27 protein-coding genes are annotated in these 25,785 nt (G+C 42.0%); 1 reads left to right on the forward strand and 26 read right to left on the reverse strand.

The annotated features are described in order from the left end of the window. Positions 1-28 precede the first annotated feature (28 nt). The 19 genes from lepB to ACZYRN_RS09415 all read right to left on the reverse strand — a co-directional run bounded on the left by lepB (position 29) and on the right by ACZYRN_RS09415 (position 18,507). The gene (gene lepB, locus ACZYRN_RS09325; protein ID WP_488911281.1) at positions 29-568 is read right to left on the reverse strand and encodes a signal peptidase I; all 540 of its coding nucleotides are present in this window, start codon (positions 566-568) and stop codon (positions 29-31) included. A gap of 98 nt (positions 569-666) precedes the next feature. Beyond that, positions 667-1,014: a 50S ribosomal protein L19 gene (gene rplS, locus ACZYRN_RS09330; RefSeq protein WP_018392326.1), complete on the reverse strand. Its 348-nt coding sequence runs from the start codon at positions 1,012-1,014 to the stop codon at positions 667-669. A 127-nt stretch (positions 1,015-1,141) separates the two neighbouring features. Next, on the reverse strand, positions 1,142-1,882 hold the full coding sequence (trmD, locus tag ACZYRN_RS09335) for a tRNA (guanosine(37)-N1)-methyltransferase TrmD (RefSeq protein ID WP_488911282.1): 741 nt from the start codon (positions 1,880-1,882) through the stop codon (positions 1,142-1,144). Further along, positions 1,879-2,397 (reverse strand): ribosome maturation factor RimM, encoded by a 519-nt coding sequence (rimM, locus tag ACZYRN_RS09340; RefSeq protein ID WP_488911283.1) that lies wholly within the window; start codon positions 2,395-2,397, stop codon positions 1,879-1,881. Before rimM ends, trmD begins: the two co-directional genes overlap by 4 nt. Before the next feature lie 5 nt (positions 2,398-2,402). Then, positions 2,403-2,792: a YlqD family protein gene (locus ACZYRN_RS09345; protein ID WP_488911284.1), complete on the reverse strand. Its 390-nt coding sequence runs from the start codon at positions 2,790-2,792 to the stop codon at positions 2,403-2,405. Positions 2,793-2,874: 82 nt separating this feature from the next. After that, positions 2,875-3,147 (reverse strand): 30S ribosomal protein S16, encoded by a 273-nt coding sequence (rpsP, locus tag ACZYRN_RS09350; protein WP_488911285.1) that lies wholly within the window; start codon positions 3,145-3,147, stop codon positions 2,875-2,877. 294 nt (positions 3,148-3,441) lie between these two features. After that, entirely contained in the window at positions 3,442-4,791 is a 1,350-nt protein-coding gene (gene ffh, locus ACZYRN_RS09355) for a signal recognition particle protein (RefSeq protein WP_488911286.1), read from the reverse strand. Positions 4,792-4,803: 12 nt separating this feature from the next. After that, positions 4,804-5,118 carry a putative DNA-binding protein gene (locus ACZYRN_RS09360; protein ID WP_018392320.1) on the reverse strand — a complete coding sequence of 105 codons (315 nt, stop codon included), beginning with the start codon at positions 5,116-5,118 and terminating at the stop codon, positions 4,804-4,806. Positions 5,119-5,220: 102 nt separating this feature from the next. After that, positions 5,221-6,243 (reverse strand): signal recognition particle-docking protein FtsY, encoded by a 1,023-nt coding sequence (ftsY, locus tag ACZYRN_RS09365; RefSeq protein WP_488911287.1) that lies wholly within the window; start codon positions 6,241-6,243, stop codon positions 5,221-5,223. Positions 6,244-6,262: 19 nt separating this feature from the next. Then, positions 6,263-9,823: a chromosome segregation protein SMC gene (gene smc, locus ACZYRN_RS09370; protein ID WP_488911288.1), complete on the reverse strand. Its 3,561-nt coding sequence runs from the start codon at positions 9,821-9,823 to the stop codon at positions 6,263-6,265. A gap of 17 nt (positions 9,824-9,840) precedes the next feature. Continuing rightward, positions 9,841-10,578 carry a ribonuclease III gene (rnc, locus tag ACZYRN_RS09375; protein ID WP_488911289.1) on the reverse strand — a complete coding sequence of 246 codons (738 nt, stop codon included), beginning with the start codon at positions 10,576-10,578 and terminating at the stop codon, positions 9,841-9,843. A gap of 117 nt (positions 10,579-10,695) precedes the next feature. Further along, entirely contained in the window at positions 10,696-10,929 is a 234-nt protein-coding gene (gene acpP, locus ACZYRN_RS09380) for an acyl carrier protein (protein ID WP_018392316.1), read from the reverse strand. A 60-nt stretch (positions 10,930-10,989) separates the two neighbouring features. Further along, positions 10,990-11,733 carry a 3-oxoacyl-[acyl-carrier-protein] reductase gene (gene fabG / locus ACZYRN_RS09385; protein ID WP_488911290.1) on the reverse strand — a complete coding sequence of 248 codons (744 nt, stop codon included), beginning with the start codon at positions 11,731-11,733 and terminating at the stop codon, positions 10,990-10,992. Then, positions 11,730-12,677: an ACP S-malonyltransferase gene (fabD, locus tag ACZYRN_RS09390; protein ID WP_488911291.1), complete on the reverse strand. Its 948-nt coding sequence runs from the start codon at positions 12,675-12,677 to the stop codon at positions 11,730-11,732. Before fabD ends, fabG begins: the two co-directional genes overlap by 4 nt. Before the next feature lie 18 nt (positions 12,678-12,695). Then, a complete protein-coding gene (gene plsX, locus ACZYRN_RS09395) occupies positions 12,696-13,679 on the reverse strand; it encodes a phosphate acyltransferase PlsX (RefSeq protein ID WP_488911293.1) in 984 nt (327 codons plus the stop codon). After that, complete coding sequence (gene fapR, locus ACZYRN_RS09400; protein ID WP_488911294.1) at positions 13,663-14,253, reverse strand: transcription factor FapR; 591 nt, start codon at positions 14,251-14,253, stop codon at positions 13,663-13,665. Before fapR ends, plsX begins: the two co-directional genes overlap by 17 nt. A gap of 91 nt (positions 14,254-14,344) precedes the next feature. Then, positions 14,345-16,402 carry an ATP-dependent DNA helicase RecG gene (gene recG / locus ACZYRN_RS09405; RefSeq protein ID WP_488911295.1) on the reverse strand — a complete coding sequence of 686 codons (2,058 nt, stop codon included), beginning with the start codon at positions 16,400-16,402 and terminating at the stop codon, positions 14,345-14,347. 57 nt (positions 16,403-16,459) lie between these two features. Further along, complete coding sequence (locus tag ACZYRN_RS09410; RefSeq protein WP_488911296.1) at positions 16,460-18,127, reverse strand: DAK2 domain-containing protein; 1,668 nt, start codon at positions 18,125-18,127, stop codon at positions 16,460-16,462. 17 nt (positions 18,128-18,144) lie between these two features. Next, entirely contained in the window at positions 18,145-18,507 is a 363-nt protein-coding gene (locus ACZYRN_RS09415) for an Asp23/Gls24 family envelope stress response protein (RefSeq protein ID WP_488911297.1), read from the reverse strand. 224 nt (positions 18,508-18,731) lie between these two features. On the opposite strand from ACZYRN_RS09415, the gene rpmB reads away from it, so the two are divergent. After that, positions 18,732-18,920, forward strand: coding sequence for a 50S ribosomal protein L28 (rpmB, locus tag ACZYRN_RS09420; protein WP_488911298.1), 189 nt, complete (start codon positions 18,732-18,734; stop codon positions 18,918-18,920). 55 nt (positions 18,921-18,975) lie between these two features. Here the strand turns inward: rpmB and spoVM are convergent, their stop codons facing one another. Genes spoVM through rsmB form a run of 7 tightly spaced genes read right to left on the reverse strand, consistent with a single transcriptional unit; the run spans position 18,976 to position 25,784 of the window. Continuing rightward, positions 18,976-19,059, reverse strand: coding sequence for a stage V sporulation protein SpoVM (gene spoVM, locus ACZYRN_RS09425; protein WP_034285583.1), 84 nt, complete (start codon positions 19,057-19,059; stop codon positions 18,976-18,978). Then, positions 19,056-19,736: a thiamine diphosphokinase gene (locus ACZYRN_RS09430; RefSeq protein WP_488911299.1), complete on the reverse strand. Its 681-nt coding sequence runs from the start codon at positions 19,734-19,736 to the stop codon at positions 19,056-19,058. Before ACZYRN_RS09430 ends, spoVM begins: the two co-directional genes overlap by 4 nt. Positions 19,737-19,788: 52 nt before the next feature. Further along, a complete protein-coding gene (gene rsgA / locus ACZYRN_RS09435) occupies positions 19,789-20,664 on the reverse strand; it encodes a ribosome small subunit-dependent GTPase A (RefSeq protein ID WP_488911300.1) in 876 nt (291 codons plus the stop codon). Positions 20,665-20,675: 11 nt separating this feature from the next. Further along, positions 20,676-22,610: a Stk1 family PASTA domain-containing Ser/Thr kinase gene (gene pknB / locus ACZYRN_RS09440; RefSeq protein ID WP_488911742.1), complete on the reverse strand. Its 1,935-nt coding sequence runs from the start codon at positions 22,608-22,610 to the stop codon at positions 20,676-20,678. A gap of 5 nt (positions 22,611-22,615) precedes the next feature. Continuing rightward, a complete protein-coding gene (locus ACZYRN_RS09445) occupies positions 22,616-23,368 on the reverse strand; it encodes a Stp1/IreP family PP2C-type Ser/Thr phosphatase (protein WP_488911301.1) in 753 nt (250 codons plus the stop codon). A 5-nt stretch (positions 23,369-23,373) separates the two neighbouring features. Continuing rightward, on the reverse strand, positions 23,374-24,459 hold the full coding sequence (gene rlmN, locus ACZYRN_RS09450; protein WP_488911302.1) for a dual-specificity RNA methyltransferase RlmN: 1,086 nt from the start codon (positions 24,457-24,459) through the stop codon (positions 23,374-23,376). Continuing rightward, entirely contained in the window at positions 24,456-25,784 is a 1,329-nt protein-coding gene (rsmB, locus tag ACZYRN_RS09455) for a 16S rRNA (cytosine(967)-C(5))-methyltransferase RsmB (RefSeq protein ID WP_488911303.1), read from the reverse strand. The genes rlmN and rsmB overlap by 4 nt, the downstream gene beginning before the upstream one ends. Position 25,785: the final 1 nt, after the last annotated feature.

Here is a 25,785-nt window from a genome sequence, read left to right on the forward strand (position 1 = left end):
TGCACCCTCCTTTCTCTCCTTTTAGTTTCTAATCCACGATATGGATCCTATCGAATGGCCAGTAAACAAACTTCGTTTCTCCAACGATTTCATCCATTTTAACCGTTCCAATATGCCGGCCGTCTTTACTGAAGCGACGATTGTCACCTAGAACAAAAATTTCACCGTCTGGCACCGTTTCCTGTCCAGTTATTTCAGCAAGTGTAAAGTCTGGTGTAAGAGGACCGTCTGTTACTTCATTTTTGTATTCATTTAAATACGGTTCATCCAGTACTTTGCCATTTACATATAAAACATCATCTACGTATTCTACTGTATCACCTGGAAGCCCGATTACCCGTTTAATGTAATCCTTATTTTCAGGTGCATGAAAAACGACGATATCAAAGCGGTCTGGATTGCTCAATTTATTTACAATCATCCGGTCACCGCTCTCAAGAGTCGGCATCATAGAAAGACCATCTACAACAATTGGCGCGAATATAAAGTATCGAATAAGAGCTGCCATGCCAACTGCGATGAGCAGTGCTTTCGTCCATTCCCAAAATTCATTTTTCCCTTCTGCCATGCGTGATAACACCTCCATACAAAGTAAATTCATCATACCATGCAACTAATAAAATCTGAAAGAAAAAGGAGCCTGCAAGCAGACTCCTTTTAATAAGCTTAGTATCGAATTTCTTTAATACGAGCTGCTTTACCGCGCAGATTGCGCAAGTAGTACAATTTCGCACGACGCACTTTACCGCGGCGCATTACTTCGATTTTTGCGATTTTTGGTGTATGAAGCGGGAATGCACGCTCAACGCCCACGCCGTAAGAAATCTTACGAACTGTAAATGTTTCGCTTACGCCACCACCGCGACGTTTGATTACAACGCCTTCATATACTTGAATACGCTCACGTGTACCCTCAACGACTTTAACGTGTACGCGTACAGTGTCTCCCGGGCGGAAAGATGGGAGATCAGAACGAAGCTGCTCCTGAGTTAATTCTTGAATCAATTTGTTCATTTTGTTTTCCTCTCCTTCTAACAAATGCTCATACCCGCGCATATCGGCGACAGCGGAACACCGTTTTAATGTAGCTATACATTTTTGCACACTACACGCGAAATTTTATCATATTATTTTAGGTAGATCAAGTTGTTTTTTTATTTTTCCATGAATCAATTATCTGTTTTTCTTTTTCTGTTAACGGGTAATCTTCAAAAAGATCCGGACGACGTTCCCATGTCCGCTTCAGCGACTGCTCGCGCCGCCATTGGTCAATATGACGATGATTTCCCGATGTTAAAACATCTGGTACTTTCATTCCTCTAAAATCTGCAGGACGTGTGTAATGAGGGTGTTCAAGCAGCCCCGAAGAAAATGAATCCTGTACAGCCGAATCCTCATTGCCAAGTACACCCGGTAAAAGCCGTACAATACTATCTGCGACGACCATTGCGCCAAGTTCCCCGCCTGTTAACACATAGTCCCCAATGGAAATTTCATCTGTTACAAGATGCGTACGAACCCGTTCATCATACCCTTCGTAATGGCCGCACAAAAAAATGAGATGCTCTTCACGCGCAAATTCTTCTGCTTTCTTCTGTGTGTAGCGCTCGCCCTGTGGACACATTAAAATGACACGCGGCACCGTATCTGCTGCTTCTTTCAGTGCCTCTACTGCATCAAATAGCGGCTGTGGTTTTAATACCATACCAGCACCGCCTCCGTACGGATAATCGTCTACAACTTTATGTTTTCCATCTGCATAGTCACGGAAGTTAACAGCACGAAACGATACTTTTTCTTTATCCGCTGCTTTCTTCATGATAGATGATGAAAAAACGCCATGAAACATTTCCGGGAACAGCGTCAATACATCGATTTTCATTCGAGCAGCCCATCCATCAGCTCAATAACAATGACTTTTTCAGTTGGATCAACAGTCTTCACGACGTCATCAATGTACGGAATGTATACCTCATCTCCATCATTTCGTCTGACGACCCAGACGTCATTTGCACCCGGTGTAAGCACTTCTTTTACTTGTCCAATAACATCGCCGTCAACGGTTCTCACTTCACAACCGACAATTTCATGAAAATAAAATTCACCCTCATCGAGAGCACCGAGCTGATCTTCATGCACTTTTAATACTGAACCTTTAAACGGTTCAACAAGTTGAATTGATGTATAGTTTTCAAACGTCAGCAAGTCAAATGTTTTATGATTGCGATGAGCCGCAACCGTAACAGGAATGCCCTCTTTAGCGCCTTCTTTAAAAATAGAAAGGCTATTGCCTTTTTTATATCGCTCTTCTGGAAAATCAGTGAGAGAGAGCACCCTTACTTCGCCGCGCAATCCATGTGTATTGACGATTTTCCCAACATTATACCATTTATTCATACCATTCACCTCTGCGTGCGGATTTCAATAATAATACCATCTTTTACAACAATCGTACCACCGTTCCCTCCATCGAAACGGTCGCCTGCCTCTACTTCAACAACAGATTGAATATCACGTTCCTTCAATTCAGTTCCCATCGGCAGTTGATCAAGCTGACTCATTTGAAATTCGATTACCGAAATTTTCTCGTGACGCTGATCAATTTCCTGCTGAAATCGCGAAGCAATATCTGCTTGCTTTGTCCCGGCACGTTCCGCTTTTTTCTTTTCAAAGAGAAGCTGTGCGGTTTCTCTTTCCAGCTGACGCATTCGGCTTTCATAATCATGCATCCGATCCTTCTTTAATGTATCCGTTACGACTTGAACGACTGATACTGTTTGCAAAATGTGCACATTTACCGCTCCTTTTTATGGAACAAAAATGGAAATTCCCCAAAAGAATCCTTCTTTTGGGGAATTGTCGTCTTGCAATGAATTACTTGCTGTATTTTGCATTATGGAATTTTTCCATGATGCCTTCATTTGAGAACAAGTTACGAACCGTATCAGACGGTTTCGCGCCGTCTTGCATCCATTTAAGCGCAAGTTCTTCGTTAATTTTCACTTCCGCCGGTTTTGTTAATGGGTTATACGTGCCGATTGTTTCGATTTGACGGCCGTCACGTGGTGAACGAGCGTCTGCTACTACGATACGATAGAATGGGGATCTTTTTGAACCCATACGTTTTAAACGAATTTTTACTGCCATGCTAATAAGCACCTCCGAAATAGTTTCACACAAGATAGAATAATACCAAATAGTTAAAGTGTTGTAAAGTGTTTTTTCTTTACAAGGTTCACAAGAAGCAAGTTACAAATGCATGGCGGCTGGAGTGCCGCGCTTTTTAGCCTTGGAACTGGAAAATCTGCTCCATTTTCTTCCGTTGTCTCCATGCGTTTCCTTGAAGCTCACGGCCAAAATCCAACCTGACTTCACGATACAAAACACCGTTATGTTCGTCTGTCTTTCACTTGCTGCTCCAGAACAGCCAGCGCCATTTTCTTACATAAACGGTAATTTTGGCATTCCGCCTTTTTTCTTGCCTTTTTGCTGCATAGAAGACATTTGTTTCATCATTTTTTTCATATCTTCAAATTGCTTAAGAAGACGGTTTACTTCCTGAATAGATGTGCCGCTGCCTGTCGCAATTCGTTTGCGGCGGCCTGAATTAATAATCTCCGGCTGCTGCTTTTCTTCACGTGTCATTGAACGGATAATAGCCTCAACGCGGCCGATTTGCTTTTCATCGACTTGCACATTACTAAGGCCTTTCATTTTATTCGCACCTGGCAGCATTTTCAATATTTCATCAAGAGGCCCCATCGAGCGTACCTGTCCGAGTTGATCGAGAAAATCGTCAAATGTGAATGACATCGTCCGCATTTTTTGCTCAAGCTCTTTCGCTTTCGATTCATCTACATTCGTTTGTGCTTTTTCAATAAGGGTCAACACATCACCCATACCGAGAATGCGTGAAGCCATACGTTCCGGATGAAACGATTCAAGCGCATCGAGCTTTTCACCCATACCGACAAATTTAATCGGTTTTCCGGTGACAGCCCGAATAGACAATGCTGCACCCCCGCGCGTATCACCATCTAACTTCGTCAGCACAACGCCCGTAATACCAAGCTGTTCATTAAAGCTTTCAGCTACGTTTACAGCATCTTGTCCAGTCATTGAATCAACAATAAGAAAAATTTCTTCTGGTGCAGAAAGCTCTTTAATTTGTTTCAGTTCGTCCATGAGCGTTTCATCAATATGAAGACGGCCTGCCGTATCAACTAAGACATAATCAAGATGTTCATCTTTCGCTTTTTGAATCGCCTGCTTGGTAATCTCAACCGGACTTTCTTGATCGCCTAGTGAAAAAACAGGCATATCCAGTTGCTTGCCAAGTGTTTCAAGCTGTTTAATGGCCGCGGGACGATAAATATCTGCCGCAACTAACAGGGGCTTGCGATTATATTTTTTCCGGAGCAGGTTCGCAAGCTTCCCTGTTGTTGTCGTTTTACCGGCCCCCTGTAAACCCACCATCATGATGACTGTTGGCGGACGTTTAGACGTACCGATCCGGCTTTCTTCACCGCCCATCAGTTGAGTCAGTTCTTCTTTTACAACTTTAATGACCTGCTGGCCTGGTGTTAAACTTTTCATGACTTCTTGGCCAACAGAACGCTCGCTTACTTTTTTAACGAATTCTTTTACAACTTTAAAGTTAACGTCCGCCTCTAGTAACGCTAGACGCACTTCACGCATCATTTCTTTCACATCGGCTTCAGATACTTTCCCTTTGCCGCGAATCTTCTGCATGGTTCCTTGCAGCCGTTCGGCCAATCCTTCAAACGCCATCACGCAGTCCCCCTATTCGAGTTCCTCAAGCGCCAGAACGAGCGGCAAGGAATGCGCATCTGCACATTCCTTCAGCTGCTCGATCAGTTCTTTGCGCTGCTGGAATTTATTTAGCAGCTTTAATTTTGCTTCATATTCTTCAAGCATTGCTTCTGTACGTTTTATATTGTCGTAAACTGCTTGACGGCTCACTCCATACTCTTCAGCGATTTCGCCTAGCGAGTAATCATCGAGATAGTATAAGGACATATAGCTGCGCTGCTTGTCGGTTAGAAGCATCTGATAAAAATCGGACAGATAATTCATCCGCATCGTTTTTTCAAGCAAAGCTGTCCTCTCCTTCGTTAAGTGAAAAACCTTTACACCTAAAATAGTGTACCTGCTTCTTCCTCTTCTGTCAAGAAAGATAAAAAGCAGATACGCTTTCTTTTATTCGTTTACTTCATCGTTCATTTTATCTTCCTTTTTTTCTTCAAATGCCTGTGCAAATAATCCGTATGCATACTTCTCAGCATTAAATGGCTGCAAGTCATCCATTTTTTCACCGAGTCCAACAAATTTTACCGGAACACCAAGCTCTTTACGGATCGCAAGCACGATGCCGCCCTTTGCAGTACCATCTAGCTTCGTCAATACGATACCTGATACATCCGTCGCTTCTTTAAACGTTTTCGCTTGGATGAGTGCATTTTGACCAGTCGTTGCATCGACAACAAGTAATACTTCATGCGGAGCGCCAGGAATTTCTCGTTCAATGACACGCCTCACCTTTTGTAATTCATTCATTAAATTTACTTTATTTTGCAAACGTCCAGCCGTATCACAAAGTAAAATATCTGCACCGCGTGATTTGGCTGCACGAACAGCATCATACATGACAGCTGCCGGGTCTGATCCTTCTGTCTGTTTAATAACGTCAACACCAGTGCGTTCTCCCCATACTTCCAGCTGTTCAATTGCACCTGCCCGGAATGTGTCACCTGCTGCAAGCATCACTTTTTTGCCATCTGATTTAAATGTATGTGCAAGTTTGCCGATCGTCGTTGTTTTGCCGACACCATTTACTCCGACAAATAAAATAACCGTCAGTTCTCCATCTTGAATGTTCAAATCAGACTCGACTTCTTCATCACCCGCATAAATATCAACAAATTTTTCAGTAATAATTTCACGAATTGCTGAAGGGTCATTCGTGTTCTGGCGCTTCACTTCCAATTTTAATTCATCAATCAATTCCATTACCGTATCGAACCCAACATCCGCTCCAATTAAAATTTCTTCTAGCTCTTCAAAGAAATCCTCATCGATTTTACGGTAACGGGCAATTAAATTATTTACTTTTGCTGCAAATCCAGTCCGCGTTTTTGTTAAGCCTTCTGCATATTTTTCCGTTGTTTGTTCTTGTTCCTCCGAACTGGAGAATTTGTCTTTTAGTTTTTTGAAAAAGCTCATTTCGTTCATTCCTTTCTCATTAAATAGACGCGGCCGCTTCTTCAAGACGAACTGATACGAGACTGGACACGCCTGACTCCTGCATTGCTACGCCATATAAGGCGTCTGCTTCTTCCATCGTCTGCTTTCGATGCGTAATAACGATAAACTGTGTATTTTCACTGAACTGTTTTAAATAGCGACTAAATCGGTGTACGTTTACTTCATCAAGCGCTGCTTCTACTTCATCAAGAATGCAAAATGGTACAGGACGCACACGTAGAATCGCAAATAACATGGCAATCGCTGTGAGTGTACGTTCGCCGCCTGAAAGCAAGCTTAAATGCTGCAGCTTTTTCCCTGGAGGCATGGCTGAAATATCAACACCGGAATGAAGAATATCTTTCGGGTCGGTTAATTTCAGCTCTGCCCGCCCGCCGCCAAATAGCTGTGTAAAGGCTGGCTGAAATTCCGCTTTAATCGAGTCAAATGTTTCCTTAAAACGACGCGTCATTTCTATATCCATCTCATCCATAACATCACGCAATGTCCCTTTCGCTTCTTCAAGATCTATTTTCTGATCGTATAAAAAGGTGACACGGGCAAATGTCGTCTCATACTCTTCAATTGCACTAATATTTACATCGCCAAGTTCTTCAATTGTTTTTTTGATTAAACGTATATGGCGCTTCGCTTCATCAAGCGGGCGATCGAGTGGATAATCACGTTGCGCTTCTTCAAACGTAAGCGAATAATGCTCATTTAGTTTTTGCAGGAGCGAATCCATCTCTACTTCCAGACGGGCGATTTTCACATCATGTTCACGCACCGCTTCAGATAGTCCTTTTAATAGACGGCGTAATTCCGTTAATGATTTTGTTTTTTGTTCAAGCTCTTCTGTTTTTTTCAAACGTGTTGATTTTATACGGGCAATTTCCTTAACAGCCTGATCTTTTTCAGCTGACCATTCTTCTGACTGCCGCGCAAGTGTTACACCTGTTGTGCCGCTGTTGCTTTGTTCGCTTTGAATAAACGACCGTTCTTCTAACAGCTGTTCATATATTTTTTCTGTCTCTGTCCATTCAGAAAGCAGACGCATTTCTTGTTCTTTTTTATAATCAAGCTGTTCACTTAACACCGCAATTTTTGGACGAAGTGCATTCAACTCTGCTGCCAGATGTTCACGCTCAGCAGAGGCAGATTTTCGCTTTGATTCAAGCAATGCTATTTGATGATCGAGCAATTGAATAGACTCTTGCTCTTCTTTCAGTGTTGCTTCCACCTCTTGTTTTCTTTTTTGCAAGAAAGTTTGTTCATCATGAAACTCCCGTTTTTCTGCATCATACACGGCTAGACGATCATTAATAGACTGTTCATTAAATGACCATTCCAATAGCTGATTTTTCACTTCCTGCAATGACTGCCGGTACATTTCACCTGTTTCTTCCAGCTTCTGCACATATTGATCTTGCTCCACAGAACGAAGCTGCAAAGACTTTACATCTTGTTCAGCGGATAACGTTTTTCGCTCCATCATTTCGACCTGGCTGTTCAATGTATCCAGTTCATTTTTACGCCCGATTAACGATACACCTGTTTTTTTCAGAGAGCCGCCTGTCATTGAACCTCCCGCATTCACCACATCACCTTCTACTGTTACAATACGGTAACGATAATTTACTTTACGGGCAATATGATTTGCTTCTTCAAGTGAAGCAGCAATAATAACATTGCCAAGCAAATGACCGGCAGCCCCGGCATATTGCTTATCGTAATCAGCAAGTTCATTCGCTGTTCCAAGAAAGCCTTTTTCTCCTCGAATTGATGATTGTATATGTTCTGGAAGTGTTTTCTCTTTCACCGTTGAAAGCGGTAAAAACGTTGCGCGTCCATATTTATTTTTTTTCAAAAAGGCAATCGCTGTACGTGCCGACTGCTCATCTGTCACAAATATATGCTGCATTGCACCACCAAGAGCTGTTTCAATCGCTAGTTCATATTCTTTCGGAACACGAATCAGTTCAGCAGCAGCACCAATGACGCCAGGCAGCCGATTGTTTTTTTCTTTTAATACTTCTTTTACACCTGAATAAAAACCAGCATATTCTTCTTCTAGCGACGAAAGCAACTCACGGCGTGATACGGCTTCCTGCAAAATTTGATACGCTTTATACAGAGACGTGCGTCGTTTCTCCATTGTTTCTTTTACTGTATCACGTTCTTTTTTCGCTTCTCTGTAAAAAGCGTGATGCTCATTCAGTTTCTGTTCAGCTGCCACTCGTGCTTGTTCAAGCTTCTGTTTTTCTTCTTCAAGTAATCGGCGTTCGTTCAAGTATTGATTATTGCTGCCGTCAAGACGGGTAAATCGTAAAGTAAGCCGCTCGAGCTGGCGATCTATCTCACGCAGCTCATTTTTTGCTGCCGCTACGCGATTTAAATGATCAATATAGTCTGATTTTAACGATTCCAGTTTTTCTTCAGCATTTTCAGAAAAAGCTTGAAAAAAGGCCTCTTTTTCTATTGCTTCGCGTTTTAACTTTTCAAGTTCTTCTCGCTTTAACTCTACCAGTTTGCTTGCTTCTACTTTTGATGTTTTTAAAGATATACGTTTTTTCTCTACGTCATCTATTGATTTCGCCAAACGTTCTTCATTGTAGGATGCATTTTTTAGACGTTCATCCATAAGCCGGCGTTTTCCTTCAATTTTTTCAAGAGATTCGATAATGGTAAGTAAATTCTGCTGAGCTATCTCTTCCTGTTCACCGAGCTGCTTTAAATCCCGTTCTATCGTTTTAATAATCGACTCGGAAGACTCTACCTGTTCGGACAATCGGTCTGCCTGTTGTTCATTTCTCTTTTTTTCTTTTTTTTGGCTTTCCCATTTCGTATGAGTTTCTGCGATATCATATGCCCATACTCCTGTCTCAATTTCTTTTAACTCCGCTTTTTTTTCCAAATAATCTCTGGCCGCAGATGCTTGTATTGCAAGCGGTTCGACCCGTTGTTCAAGCTCGTGTAAAATATCGTTCACACGGCTTATATTTTCTTCGGTTTCCTTCAGTTTTTGTTCTGCTTGTTTTTTACGAGTTTTGTATTTTAATACCCCGGCTGCTTCTTCAAAAATCGACCTTCTTTCTTCCGGCCGACTGTTCAAAATTTCATCAACACGGCCCTGTCCGATAATTGAAAAGGCACCCCGGCCAAGACCTGAATCCATAAATAATTCAATAATATCTTTCAGACGGCAGCTTTGCTTATTAATAAAATAATCGCTGTCCCCGTTCCGATTTACGCGGCGCATAATGCTTACTTCGCTGTATTCCAGGGGTAACGCACCATCCCTGTTATCGAGCGTAATCGTTACAGCTGCCTCGTTCAATTTCCTTCTTGAGTCACTGCCAGAAAAAATGACATCTTCCATTTTCCCTCCGCGTAAACTTTTCGCCGATTGTTCACCTAGCACCCAGCGAATGGCTTCCGTAATGTTACTTTTCCCTGAGCCGTTTGGGCCGACAACTGCGGTTACACCAGGCATAAATTCGAGTGAAACTTTTCCGGCAAATGATTTAAATCCTGCAATATCCAATTTTTTCAGGATCATGCCTATTCACCTGTCTTCTAGTTCGATTGTTGTTTCATGTTTTCTAGTGCCATTTGCGCCGCAAACTGTTCTGCTTCTTTTTTAGAACGGCCGGCACCGCGGCCAAGCACTGTTCCATTTAGCGACACTTCAGTGACAAATTCTTTATGATGCGCTGGACCTTTTTCTTCTAATATGCAGTAAGTGGGCGCTCCTTTTAATTCACGCTGTACATATTCCTGCAACTGACTTTTAAAATCCATCACATGAGAAAAAGCACCGGCGCTGATTTTAGAAAAGACGACCCGTTCTAAAAAAGGAATCACTGCCTCAATTCCCTGATCTAAATAGAGTGCACCGACAAAGGATTCAAATACATCGGCAAGAAGAGCTGGACGCATTCTCCCACCGGTCATTTCTTCTCCTTTTCCTAGTAAAATAAGTTTGCCAAATTCAAGTTCATTTGCAAACATGACAAGTGACGGTTCACAGACAACAGCTGCACGCAATTTCGTTAATTCTCCTTCAGTCATAACCGGATATGTCTTATACAAAAATTGCGATACGGTTAGTTCTAGTACAGCATCTCCAAGAAACTCGAGCCGCTCATTGTCTTCGTATGGTCTTCTCCGATGCTCATTCACATAGGATGAATGGGTAAATGCTTGTTTTAATAATGATTCGTTTTGAAAACGGATATCCATGGTTTCTTGAAATTGTTTAAATTCCATATCTTTCCGTTCGGAATAACGCTGCTCCCGATTTGTTTTCTTCATTAATGTTCCTCCGAAAAGTTAAATTGCATACAAAAACAGTTTATCTGAAAAAAATGCATAGCGCAAAGACAATTGAAAAAGCAGATCCGCACGAGCGGATCTGCCATTAATGGACGATTAGTTTTTGCTGTTTATGTATGTTACAGCGTCGCCTACCGTCGTAATTTTTTCCGCATCATCATCGGAAATTTCTACATCAAATTCGTCTTCCAATTCCATAACAAGTTCAACAACGTCAAGAGAATCCGCACCAAGATCTTCCTTGAATTTTGCATCCAAGTTGACTTGTGATTCCTCTACGCCTAGACGATCTACAATAATTTTCGTTACACGTTCTAATACATCTGCCACTATGATTCACCTCCCCTCAATGTATTATAGTCGATTTGCAGTCTTAGAACACGTCTTTTCTTACATTGCCATGCCGCCATCCACACCAATGACTTGACCCGTAATGTATTTAGCCCCATCACTCGCCAAAAAGGCAGCCGCAGCAGCGATATCTTCCACTTCGCCAAGTGTGCCTAACGGGATTTGTCCAACTAACTGTTCTTTTGCTTCACTTGGCAATTCCTCCGTCATATCTGTTGCTATAAAGCCCGGCGCAATGGCATTGACAGTAATGCCTCGTGCTGCTAGTTCACGTGCTGACGCTTTTGTCAAACCAATTACGCCTGCTTTTGCGGCAGTGTAGTTTGCTTGACCTGCATTTCCAATCCGGCCAACAACAGAAGAGATGTTAATAATTCGGCCACTCCGCTGTTTCATCATCTGGCGTGTTACCGCTTTTGTACAAAGGAATACACCTTTTAAATTCGTATTGATAACGTCATCCCATTCTTGCTCTTTCATACGCATAAGTAAATTATCGCGTGTGATGCCTGCATTGTTTACAAGAATATCAACACGGCCAAATTGATCGATTGTTTCTTTGACCATTACCTGAACAGCATCACTATCGGAAATATCACACTGAATGATAAATGAACGGCGGCCTATCGCTTTAATTTCTTCTGCGACGTCTTTGGCTTTTTGTTCATTACCTGCATAGTTAACAACTATATCAGCACCAAGTCGCGCTAGTTCAAGTGCGATTGCCTTGCCAATTCCTCGTGATGCACCGGTAACAAGTGCAATTTTTCCATCAAGATTCATTTTGCTTCCTCCTTCAGCGCTGCCGCTGTTTTCATAATGGATTCCTCATCACTCACCGCAAACGTACGCACACGGCGATTTACTTTTTTAATTAAACCTGACAACACCGTACCTGAACCAATTTCAATAAACGTATCAACACCCTCATTTAATAGCACGTTTACACTGTCTTCCCATAAAACAGGCGAATACAGCTGGCGAACAAGATTTTCTTTAATCGTTTCTGCATCTGTTACAGGTTTCGCATCGACATTGGCCATAACCGGTACTTTACTTGCTTGAATGTTCGCCATATCGAGCACTGCACGCAATTTTTCAGCTGCCGGTTTCATAAGCGGAGAATGAAATGGACCACTGACGTTAAGTGGAATAACTCGCTTGGCGCCTTTTTCCTTTAATCGTTCTGACGCTTTTTCAACACCTTCTTTCGAACCAGAAATAACAATTTGGCCCGGGCAGTTAAAATTGGCTGCGGCTGCGATAGCACCGCTGTTTGAGATTTCTATCATCACTTCTTCCAGTGCATCCCGGTCCATACCAAGGACTGCTGCCATTGCACCAAGACCTGCCGGGACCGCTTCTTCCATTAATTTCCCACGCTGATGGACAGCGACGACCGCTTTTTCAAAGGTAATAGCACCGGCTGCTGCAAGAGCAGTATACTCTCCAAGACTGTGACCTGCTGTAAAATCCGGTGTAATACCAACCGTTTCAAAGCGTTTTAATACAGCCAGACTCATCGTTAAAAGAGCTGGCTGTGCATTTGTTGTTAATGTTAGCTCTTCATCCGGGCCATTAAACATAATATCCGTTAACGAGTACCCGAGTTTTTCGTCTGCTTGATCGAACATCGCGCGGATGTCTTCATGCTGATCCGCAAGTGATTTCCCCATTCCAACTGTTTGTGATCCTTGTCCTGGAAAAACGAAAGCAATTTTCCCCATTAGTTCAAATCTTCCTCTCTACTTGGAAATTTGTGTTTCAATAATCGCCGGTACATTTGATTCCGCCATCTTATATGCCTGCTCAATCGCATGGAAAAATGCATTCGAATCCGATGAACCATGCGCTTTAATAACTGGCGCTTTTAAACCAAAAAGGCCTGCACCGCCATATTCAGTGTAATCCATTGTATTTTTCAATTTGCGCAGTTCATCTTTTAACAGAGCGGCACCTATCTTTGATTTCGTTGAAGAGGTGAGCGCCGTTTTTAACATCGAGAAAACAGACATTGCTGTCCCTTCGATTGTTTTTAATACCATGTTTCCTGTAAACCCATCTGTTACGACAACATCAGCTACTCCATTCAGCAAATCACGTGATTCAACGTTACCGATAAAGTGAAGATCATCTGCTTCACTTAAAAGCGTGAAAGCGGCTTTCGTCAACTCGTTCCCTTTCTTCTCTTCTGTACCTATATTCAGCAAACCCACGCGCGGCTTGTCAATGCCCCGTACCTTTTCCGCATAAACAGAACCCATCACAGCATATTGAAGCAAATGCTCTGGTTTTGCATCCGAATTAGCACCTGCATCAAGCAGGACAAATCCTTTACCATCAAGCGTCGGCAAAGTTGGAGCAAGTGCCGGCCTCTCAATGCCGTCTATACGATTGACAATGAAAAGTCCTGCAGCCATTAGTGCTCCTGTATTCCCAGCGGATACACATGCCGATGCTTCATTGTTTGCGATCGCCGATGCCATCATGACGAGCGATGACTCCTTCTTCCTGCGAACAGCCCGAACCGGTTCGTCAGTACCTAGAATAACATCCGGTGCATGAATAATCTCCACTCTGCTATTCACGTCTAAGTATGTACGTATTTTCTGTTCATCCCCGAACACGATTATTTCGATTTCTGGTATTTGCTCCAGTGCCCGATTTACTCCAAGTATGATTTGCTCCGGTGCATTGTCGCCACCCATTGCATCAATTGCCAGTTTCATTTTGGTCCTCCTTTTCTCGTGACGGAGCGCGGAACATGGAGAATTCTCCACGGAAAACAAGTTCGCTGCCGACAAAGCTTGATACTTTCACTATTGTTTGTAACTTTTCTGTTCTGATCACTTTTGCTTTCGCCACGATACGCTCACCTTCTCTTACCGAACGTGTAAACTGGATATCTGCTTTTCTCGTCAGTGCCATTTCATCATTAATAACAGCAACAGCAAGAGAATTTGCCTGGGCAAATAAATGATGACCGCGCGCAATACCATTGCGCGTAAAGACATGTTCCTTTTTCACGTCAAAAATCGAAATCGCACTTTTATCAAGTTCAATGTCAATAATTTCACCGATTACTTCCTCAATTGGCAGAGATCTCACTTCATCATTCATGTTTCGTTCTGCTACGTATTTTATTCGTTCACGCAATTCAGGGATTGACAGCTCCATTCTGTCAAGTCGAATTGTTTGGACACTGACATGAAATTGACTTGCCAGCTCCTCATCGGTCACAAATGGATTAGCCTGAATCGTCGTCTGAAGATGTTCCTGCCGCTCTTTTTTTGTTCTTCTCATTTTATTCGCCACCATCCATCCGTTATTAGGACTAGGTACTAAAGTTAGTATAGAGACAACAAAAAAAGAATGCAAGGATAATCTTGCATTCTCAGTCAAGCTTTTCATTAGATAGTACACCCGATTCTATTAATATATCCCGTAAAAGACGATATTCATCGTCCGTCCAGAATGCTGGAGAGCCGATGTACGTCTTTGCATCTTCTCGCGCTGTTTCAAGCGCCCGATAATCATGAACCATGTCAGCCATTTTGAATTCAGGCAATCCACTTTGCTTTCGGCCAAAAAAATCGCCCGGTCCGCGTAATTCTAAATCTTTTTCACTAAGAACAAATCCATCATTCGTTTCCGTCATAGCGGTCATCCGTTCTTTCCCTGTTTCTGATTTTGGATCTGCAATAAGCATACAGTATGACTGTTCGGATCCTCGTCCAACACGTCCTCGCAGCTGATGGAGCTGGGATAAACCAAATCGTTCCGCATCATATATGATCATCACCGTCGCGTTTGGTACATTGACACCGACTTCTACAACCGTCGTTGACACAAGTATGTTCAGCTCATTTGCACTGAATGATTTCATGACTGCCTCTTTTTCATCGCCCGACAGACGGCCATGCATAAGACCAACTGTAAATTTCCCTTGATAATAATTGCTCAATTGCGCATGAACATCGAGTGCATTTTGAAAATCAAGCTTTTCTGATTCTTCAATCAGCGGACAAATCACGTAGGCCTGTCTCCCTTTCACCAATTCTTTTTCGGTAAAATCAAGTACACGGCCGAGCATTTCTTCTTTTGCCCAATATGTTTCGATTGCTTTTCGTCCTGCTGGCATTTCATTAATAATCGAAACATCCATTTCGCCAAATACGGTAATGGCAAGTGTTCTCGGAATCGGCGTAGCTGTCATAAACAACACATCCGGATTTTTTCCTTTCGACCGCAAAACACGGCGCTGCTTGACACCAAAACGATGCTGTTCATCTGTAATAACGAGACCTAGGTTTTGAAACAAAACGTCATCTTGAATGAGTGCATGCGTTCCAACTAAAATATCGATTTCTCCCGAAGCAAGTGCCTCAAGAAGTGCCCGTCGTTTTTTTCCTTTGACCGTTCCTGTTAAAAGGGCCGTACGAACACCAAACGATTTAAGTATATCATGAAGCGATTTTGCATGCTGTTCGGCTAAAATTTCTGTCGGAACCATTAGTGCTCCCTGATACCCTGCTGTGACAGAAGCATATAATGCCAGTATCGCTACAGCTGTTTTACCGCTTCCAACATCTCCTTGCAAGAGCCTGTTCATTCGATAAGGCGATTTCATATCTGTACAAATTTCATTCACTGCTTTTTTCTGTGCATTCGTTAGTTCAAACGGCAGTGACTCAATTAATATTTTTAATTTCGCAAGATCGTATTTTTGTACAATACCGCCCGACTGCTCGCGAATTACTTTACGAAGTGCCTGCATTTTCAATTGAAAATAAAAAAATTCTTCATAGACAAAACGACGCCGGGCCTGTTTCATTTCTTCCTCTGATTCTGGAAAATGAAGCGCCCTGATCGCCTCTTTTCGTTCCATAAGCCGATACTTTTGCAAAAGAGCCGCCGGCAATGTTTCTTCAATATATAAACCATATAACTCAATGGCTTGCAAAACAAGTTTACGGAATAATTTAAGCGGAATGGCATTTCTAAGCAAATATACTGCTTCAAAATCCGATTCACGTCTGTATTGCCCTGTTTCAAGGACTTGACCGGATAACGCTAGACGATGCCGATCCCATTTTCCAGTCACCGTTATCATATCCCCAATGGCCACTTTTTTCTTTAAATACGGCTGATTAAAAAATGTCACATTAATTACATGCGGACCAGACAGCATCTTAAATGTAAGGCGTGATTTCTTTTTTCCGTAATACATGACAGAGGGCTCTGTTTGAATCGTTCCTTCAATCGTCACTTTCTCTTCATGCACAGCATCGGACGGGCTTTTTAAGCGCATATCCTCATACCGTGCTGGAACGAATTCCATTAAATCACCCACCGTTAATACACCAATACTTGCAAGTGACATTTCCGTTTCTTTTCCGGCTCCATTCAAGACACTGACTGGCAATTGAAGTGGTGACTCAGCTATGTGCACAGCGTTTCCTCCTTTCTAAAAATGAGAAAAAGAGAGAGATCTCTCCCCCTCTCACTGTTATTCAATCGAGAAAATAAACGGATAAAGCGGCTGCTGTCCATTATGAACTTCCACTTCGGCATTAGGATATTTCTCTTCAATATAAGAGACTACTTGATCGACCTCTGTTTCTATTGTATCCTGCCCATAAATAACGGTTACAATTTCTGATTCATTATCGAGAAGAGACTCAAGGAGGTCTTTCACAGCTGTCATTTTATTTTGATTTGTCACCGTAATTTTTCCTTCTGCAAGACCCATAAAATCGTTTTTCTTAATGTCAATGCCATCAATACTCGTGTCTCTGACGGCATACGTAATCTGTCCTGTCTTCACATATCCCGCCGCACTTATCATCGCACTTTTATTCGTCTGTTCGTCTCCATCCGGATTAAAGGCGATCAATGCTGCGATCCCTTGGGGAACCGTTTTTGTCGGTATAACAATAACATTTGCTTCAGATACCTCTGCCGCTTGTTCCGCTGCCATAATAATGTTTTTATTATTTGGTAAAAGGATAACGTGATCCGCATGGGATTCATGAATGGCTTTTACCATATCTTCTGTTGATGGGTTCATCGTTTGTCCACCCTCGATGACAAACGTAGCACCGATGCTTTTAAACAGTTCTGCAACACCTGCACCCATTGCCACAGTAACAACGCCGTAACGGGCTTTTTCTGCTGCGCGTTTTGGTTCTTGAACAGAGCCGCCTGTAATGGCACTATGCTGTTCACGCATATTTTCAATTTTCATATTAATCAAGCTGCCATATTTTTGCCCAATTGTCAGTACATTTCCTGGATGTTCTGCATGAATGTGCACTTTCGCTATTTCGTCATCTGAAACGACGAGCAACGAGTCTCCGAATTCACTTAATTCATCACGAAACCTTTCTTCTGAAAACGGATTTTTTGCTAGTCTTTCAGCATCAAACTTCACCATAAATTCCGTGCAATAACCGAATTTAATATCCTCTGTACTCATAAAGCTTTGAACGCTTTTATGATGTTCAGCACTGACAAGATCTGTCATGTCTTGACGCGTCGAGAGTGATGCCGGAAGTGCTTCTCCTTTTAATTCAGCAAGAAACCCTTCGTATACAAGCAGAAGTCCCTGGCCACCGCTATCAACAACACCAACTTCTTTTAATACAGGCAAAAGATCAGGCGTCCGATTTAATGAAGCCTGTCCTTCTTCCACGAGTGCTTCAATAACAGCAACAATACTGGTTTCAGTCTGTGCTATTGCTGTTGCTTTTTTCGCCGCATCTTTAGCAACAGTTAAAATCGTTCCTTCAACCGGTTTCATGACCGCTTTATACGCTGTTTGTACACCTGCTTCAAAGGCAGCTGCCAATTCAATAGCTGTCACTTCCTGTTTACCCGCAATCGCTTTTGAAAATCCACGGAACAGCTGGGACAAAATCACACCTGAGTTTCCGCGCGCACCCATTAAAAGTCCTTTGGAGAGGGCTTCCGCTGTTTTGCCAACGTGCATTTGTTTGTTTTGTTCCGTTTCTTTTGCTCCGGACGTCATGGACAAATTCATATTTGTTCCTGTATCTCCATCCGGAACCGGGAAAACGTTCAGCGCATCCACCATTGCAGCATTCGCTGATAGATGCTGTGCACCGGCTTGTACCATCCTGGCCAGCCTGATCCCGTCCAATGAATTAATCACCACTAGGTTTCCTCCTTATACTAAGGGGTCGTTACCCGTACACCCTGTACAAAAATATTAACTGCCTCAACCGAAAGGCCAACTGTTTTATTAAGTGTATACTTAACTTTTGATTGAACATTGCTTGCCACTTCTGAAATTTTTGTTCCATAGCTGACGATAATATACATATCGATAAATACTTGGTCTTCTTCTTGACGAACAATAACGCCTCGCGTAAAGTTTTCACGTCGCAAAATTTCCGTAATACCATCCTTCAGCTGCTTTTTGGATGCCATTCCAACAATTCCATAGCAATCTACTGCTGCACCGCCCGCAATCATTCCAATAACTTCATTTGAAATATCAATATGTCCAAGTTCTGTTTTTAATTCAATCGTCACAAAAAGCCCTCCTTTGCGAATCGAACTATTGTCATTTTACTATACTTATATATATATTCACAACTTACGAACCGAGATAGATCGGCTTTTTCACTGTCAAGGTTTTTTTCTTGAAAGACTTTGTTTAAGTAGTTGCATTCATTATGTTATTATGATAAATTATTTAAGTGTCTTGCAAATATAAAACAGACTATATGAATCCTGAACAGTAAGGAGTGAATAAAATGCCAAAAAAATGTGTAATCTCTGGCCGTAAAGCACGCACTGGAAACAATCGCTCACACGCGATGAATTCAAGTAAACGTACATGGGGAGCTAACCTGCAAAAAGTTCGTATCCTCGTAGATGGTAAACCGAAACGTGTATGGGTTTCCGCTCGTGCGCTTAAATCTGGAAAAATTGAACGTGTTTAATTAATCATAATAAAAAGCACCTGTGCACAGTTCATACACCGTGCACAGGTGCTTTTTATTTGTTCTTTTTCCCTGCAGATAAGACCATTCGAATCATTCCACCTACAAATTTTGGCAGCTTTAATGTATAAAATTTCAACGGTTCATCCCCCCGTCAATACTTCTTATAACCATTAATATGCCTGAACGGAATGAAAAGACCGCTTTTTTTTCAATTATTTCATTGCTCACACACCTAGATGAACCACTCTGTAGCAAATAATTTACAAGCGGGTATTTAAACCCTTCAAGTGTTAATTCTTCCACTTTTTCATTCATTGCAAAAAACGAATAATAACGCTCGTTTTCCGCTGCTTCTACTTCTATCCGGCCAGGCTTATATAAAGAGATATGATTATAGCGGTCAATAATTGTCACAGTTACTCCTTCATTCATTGCCTCATCTTTCATAAGAAGAGTCACTGCACTAAAAAAATGATCGAGCCGGCCACCGGTCACCCCATAAATCTCAATCGCAGCTGGTTTCTGACTAATGGCATAATTCAAAGCAATTTCTAAATCCGTTTCATCTTTTTCGGCAGCATACTGGACATAATCAGGCACAGCATGAATGATTCTTTTCTTTTCTTCTTGAGAGACGGAATCAAAATCACCCAGTGCTTTCATCGGTGCGATTCCACGGTTTAGTAAATGAAGCGCTCCACGGTCCACTCCAATCCAGATCATTCCCTTTGTATCTAATAAATGCAAATCCGGCAGTTCCTCTTCTGGCCCGCCGGCGACAATACGGATAATCATACGTTTTCTGCTGCCCATTTAATTGCAGATTTCCGATCTTCTTTATTGTAAATCATGTTGATCTTCAAAACTAATACCTCGGCTTTCTCTCTTTAATTTCCTCCATAAATTGCAAATAATGATCGTAACGGTATGAGGGGATTTCGCCGGCCTCTACTGCTTTTTTTATTGCACATTTCGGCTCATTCACATGAATACATCCTCGAAATTTACATGCATTACTCCGGTCTGCCATTTCGGGAAAGCAAGAAGACAACTCCTCTGCCTCAATTCCATCAAAATCAAGCGAACTGAATCCCGGTGTATCGGCAACAAGTCCACCTGCTGCTGGAATGAGTTCTACGTGACGAGTAGTATGCTTCCCGCGGCCAAGCGAATCAGATATTTCATCTGTTTTCAACCGTAGATCCGGACGAATCGCATTTAACAAAGATGATTTACCGACACCTGACTGGCCGGCAAAAACAGATGTTTTTCCATTTAAGTAATCACCGAGTACTTCTAATCCATTGAACGTTTCAGAGGACGTCTCGATCACAATGTAACCTATATTGCGATAATCTGACACATAATGTGCTAGCTCATCTTCTTTATTTAATAAATCCGTTTTCGTAATACATATAATTGGTTCAATATCTTTTGATTCAATAAGTACAAGAAAACGATCTAAAAGTGTTGTACTAAACGCAGGCTCCATGGCTGAAAAAACGAGTACTGCCTGATCAATATTTGCGATAGGCGGACGGGTAAGTTCGTTTTTGCGCTCTTCAATCGATAAAACATATCCTTCTTTATTATTTTCCGCTTCATATTCTACATAATCACCGACGAGCGGCGTAATATTCTGTTTTCTGAATATCCCCCGCCCCCGGCATTGAATAATTTCTTCTTCTTTTAACACATAGTAAAAACCGCTTAACGCTTTAATAATTTTGCCTTCTGGCATGAAGCACCACCTTATTCATTTTCTCCTTCCGGGAATAGAATCGATTCGTCCATAATGACAATTTGGTCACGAATGACTTTATATCCCGCTTTCTTTCCTTTTTCAATGACAAATTCTAACGTTCGCTCTGTATCTTCTGTAATTAAAAACTTCTCATACGGTTCAGTCATACTTTGATCCCGATCTTCAATATAAATCTGGACTTCTTGCGGTTCGCCAGCTATTTCTGGTTCATAAGGAATAACAACGTCTTTTCTAACCGTCTTAGGCGGAATTTCTTCCGGACCTTTTGACAAAGTAACTTTAACTATACTTCCCGGTGCAATTTCACTGCCCGCCTGTGGTGTTTGCGTTAAAATCTGTCCTGCATCGACTGTATCCGAATATTCTTCTCCTACAATATCAATGATAATACCCGCAGAGTCCGCATAGTCCTCAAGACTTTTTTCAGTGTAATCAGTCAAGTCAATAAGAATAACATTTGCAAGACCGGCACTTACAATTAACTCCACATCTACTTCTTCCCGAATAACTTTTTCACTGGCTTCAGGGTTTTGTTCCAGTACCGTTCCTGCTTCGCTTTCATCGTGAATCATTTCCACATCCACATTTCGAATCCCCGCTTCTTCCAACAACTCGCGTGTCTCCTCCAATGTCTTTCCTACGTAATCTGGCATTTCCACCTGCTCTTTACCAGCAGACACATATAAGTCGACCGTACTGCCCTCTTTCACCGTTTCACCAGCTGCAGGGTCTGTATAGATCACTTTTCCTTCTGTCACATGTGCACTGAATTCTTCATGCGATTCTCCAACAACAAGTCCTGCTGTGACGAGTTTAGAAGCTGCAGCATCCAAGCTGTCCTCTGTTGTATCAGGCACATCAATATCTTTCGGCGCTGTCACAATCGGCCAAAGAATGACTGCGACTATCGAAACAAACAAAAGCAGAGCAAGAAACCACGGCCACTTTTTGCGTCTTTTCTTTAGTTTTGGTTCCTTCGCCTTTTCTTCCATTGCGGGTGCAGCCATTATTCGTTCCGGAGGTTTTGGTGTAACGATCGGAATTGCTTTCGTTACCTCATCCTCTTCATCCGGTATAGTAAATTTTTCTTCATGAAGGCGGTAGTCTTCCAATGCAGTTGACAGATCCACTTCCATTTCTTCTGTACTCCCATATCGGTGAAACGGATTTTTCGCTGTTGCATGAAGCACAATATTTTCAATACTTTGTGGAATGGCCGGATATAATTGCTTTACAGACGGTGTTTCTGATTGCAAATGCTTTAAAGCAATGGAGACTGCCGATTCTCCTGAAAAAGGAAGCTCTCCTGTTAATAACTCATACATCACAATACCAAGAGCATATATATCCGACTTTTTTGTTGCCATTCCGCCTCTTGCCTGCTCTGGAGAAATATAATGAACCGAGCCAAGAACGGTATTCGTCTGTGTAATCGATGTTGCACTCATCGCCATTGCAATACCAAAATCAGTCATTTTCACCGTTCCATCATGATCGATTAACATATTATGTGGCTTTACATCCCTGTGAATAATCGAATGCTGATGCGCGAATGCCACTGCTGCCGTCATCTGTTTCATAATATCGATCACTTTTTCATATGGAAGAGGTGAGTATTGCTGAATATACTCTTTTAACGTCATACCATCTACGTATTCCATCACGATAAAATTAACATTGTCTTCTTCACCGACGTCATATATGCTGACAATATTCGGGTGAATAAGACTCGACGCCGCTTGAGCTTCTCGTTGAAAACGACGCAAAAATTCATCTTCTCCAACAAAATCAAATCGAAGTACTTTAATAGCCACATTACGGTCCAATATGATATCGCGGGCAAGATATACATGAGCCATACCGCCGCCGCCAATCATACGGTCAATTTTATAGCGGCCGCTTAAGCGTTTCCCAATTAACATTTCACTCACCCGCTTTCACTGCCGGCAAAATGTTCGAGAATCACAACCGTAATATTGTCTTCTCCACCGTTTTCATTGGCCATCTGAATAAGTGTATCCGCTTTTATCGGCAACGAACCCGCTGATTGAAGAACTTGTTGCATTTGAGCGGTTGTTACTTTATTAGACAAACCATCTGAACATAAAAGCAAATAGTCCCCTTCTTCGAACATAATCGTCCTGAAATCAACGACCAGTTTTTCATCTGTGCCAAGTGCACGTGTCAACACATTTTTTTTCGGATGATTTTCCGCGTCTTCACGTGTAATTTCTCCAGATTTTACAAGTTCATTGACAAGTGAATGGTCTTCCGTTACCTGTGTAAAACCACTTTCACTTTGCAAATAGCATCGGCTGTCGCCGATGCTTGCTATAGTGCAAAATTTTTCTGTACATAATGCTGCGACAAGTGTTGTTCCCATACCACTGCATTCAGCATGTTCATTTGCATGATTCAAAATATCCTGATTAACGACTAAAATAACCGATTTCAACCATTCAACTGCATGATCGGAGGATTGGATAGTTGATGCGGACATATTCCAGGCACGCTCCATCACTTCAATCGTCATACGGCTCGCAATATCACCTGCATTGTGACCGCCCATTCCATCTGCGACTATCGCTAAACAAAGATGATCACCGTGATAAAACACCCCGCCATGATCTTCATTATGAGCACGAACACGGCCTCTGTCTGTTTGAAATACAGCATTCATACTGATCACCTCGTTTCGCCGGCACGCTCTTTCGCGCGGAGCTGTCCGCATGCCGCATCAATATCCGTTCCTTGCTCACGGCGGATCGTTACGTTAACACCCTTCTGTTTTAATATTTTTTCAAATTCAAAAATTTTATTACGCGGTGTGCGAACATAATCACGTTCGAGCACATAATTAACTGGAATTAAATTAACATGGCACTTAATTCCTTTAATAAGCGCTGCTAGTTCTTCTGCATGGGCAACCGAGTCATTTTCACCACCGAATAAACCATATTCAAAGCTAATTCGGCGTCCTGTTTTTTCCGTATAGTAACGAATAGCTTCCATTAAATCCTTTAGTTTATATGCCCGGTTAATGGGCATTAACTTTGTGCGCAATTCATCATTTGACGCATGGAGGGATACAGCAAAATTAATTTGTGTTTTTTCATCCGCAAATTTGTAAATTTTCGGAACGATACCGCTTGTTGATACAGTAATGTGGCGGGCACCGATATTTAAGCCTTTTTCATGGTTAATGATATGCAAAAATGACATCATTTCCTCATAATTATCAAATGGTTCCCCAATCCCCATAATGACGACAGAGCTGACACGTTCTCCAACTTCATCAAGTGCCTGCTGCACTTTTACCACTTGGGCGACAATTTCACCCGCTTCCAGGTTTCGTTTTAATCCGCCTAACGTCGATGCGCAAAATGTGCAGCCAATGCGGCAGCCTACCTGTGTTGTCACACAAACAGAGTTGCCATAATCATGACGCATTAACACCGTTTCGATTGAATAACCATCGTGCAATTCAAATAAAAATTTAATCGTCCCGTCAGCTGATTCTTGCTGGATCGCTGTTTTTAATGCCGTAAATAAAAAAGACTGATCTAATTTCTCACGCAATTCTTTTGATAGGTTTGTCATATCTTCTACTGATACTGCTCTTTTTATATATAGCCAGTCAAAAATTTGCTCAGCACGGAAAGGTTTTTCTCCGTTCTCTAAAAGCCAGTCTTTCAGTTCTTGAAGTTCCAATGAATAAATGGATGGCTTTGGCTTCGGCTCGTCTGTTTGTTTTTTCTTTATTGCGGTCATGTATGTTTTGCCTTCTTTCTAAATTTACTAATGAAAAATCCGTCTCCGCCAAAATCGTCTGGAAATACTTGCAGCATCGTCACTTTCGGTTGTATAGAAATATGTTCAAGGGGCTCTGGCTGAAATTCTGGATGAGCAGCTAAAAATGCTGTAACCGTTCCTTCATTTTCTTCTTTATCTACCGTACATGTGCTGTAAACAATTACCCCATTTTCTTTTACTAACGAAGCCGCTGCCTCTAAAATATTCACTTGAATCACCTGCAAATTTTCTAGATCTTTTTCCGTTTTGGCATATTTCAAATCCGGTTTTCGACGTATGACACCTAGTCCGGAGCACGGTGCATCCACAAGAATTGCATCAAATGTTTCTTTTTCAAAAATCTCCCCGGCTTTTCTCGCATCCTGTTTCTGAACATGAATGTTTGACAGCGAAAGACGTTCCGCGTTTTGTTTGACAAGTTTTAATTTATGAGCGTGAATATCCAGCGCATCAATATGTCCTTCTCCGTTCATTAACTCTGATATATGAGCCGTCTTCCCGCCTGGTGCCGCACACATATCAAGAACACGCTGCCCGGGCAATGCACCTAAAACGGGCGCTACAAGCATAGAGCTTTCATCTTGAATAGAGATGAAGCCTTCTTTATATAACGACGATCTTGCCGCATTCCCTTGCGCAATCCGCACGGCATATGGTGACACGTCAGAAGGCGATGCTTCAAAACCTTCTTCTTGCAGTTTTTCAATCACCTCATGACGCGTGACCTTCATTTCATTTACACGGATCGTCTGATTAGGCGCGGTTAAATTATGCTGGCACATGGCTTCTGTTTTTTCGGCTCCGTATGCATCAATCCATCGTTTCACGAGCCAAAGAGGATGACTCGTTTCAACAGAAATACGTTCAGCATCATCTTGAATAGATTTCGTATCCCGTATACCTTCACGTTGAATGGAACGGAGCACGCCGTTAACCATACCAGCAATTCCTTTATGACCACGCTTTTTTGCAATATTCACCGCTTCATGAATAACAGCCCGTTCTGGTACTTTATTAAGATAGACCATTTGATAAAGAGATAAACGGAGTAAATTGTTTACCCACCGCTCCGGCTTTTTTTTCAAAAAGGGTGCTAGGTAAAAGTCAAGTGTTAATTTCCTCTGAATCGTGCCATACATGATTTCTGTCAACAATGCAGCATCTCGTCCAGACATGCTGTTCTTTTCAATCGCACTGTTTAACATTAAATTACTGTATGAACCGCTTTTTTCAACTGTATCAATTAATTCAAGCGCCGTTTCACGTACATTCATTATTCCCATG

This window comes from Domibacillus sp. F004 (assembly GCF_057814295.1).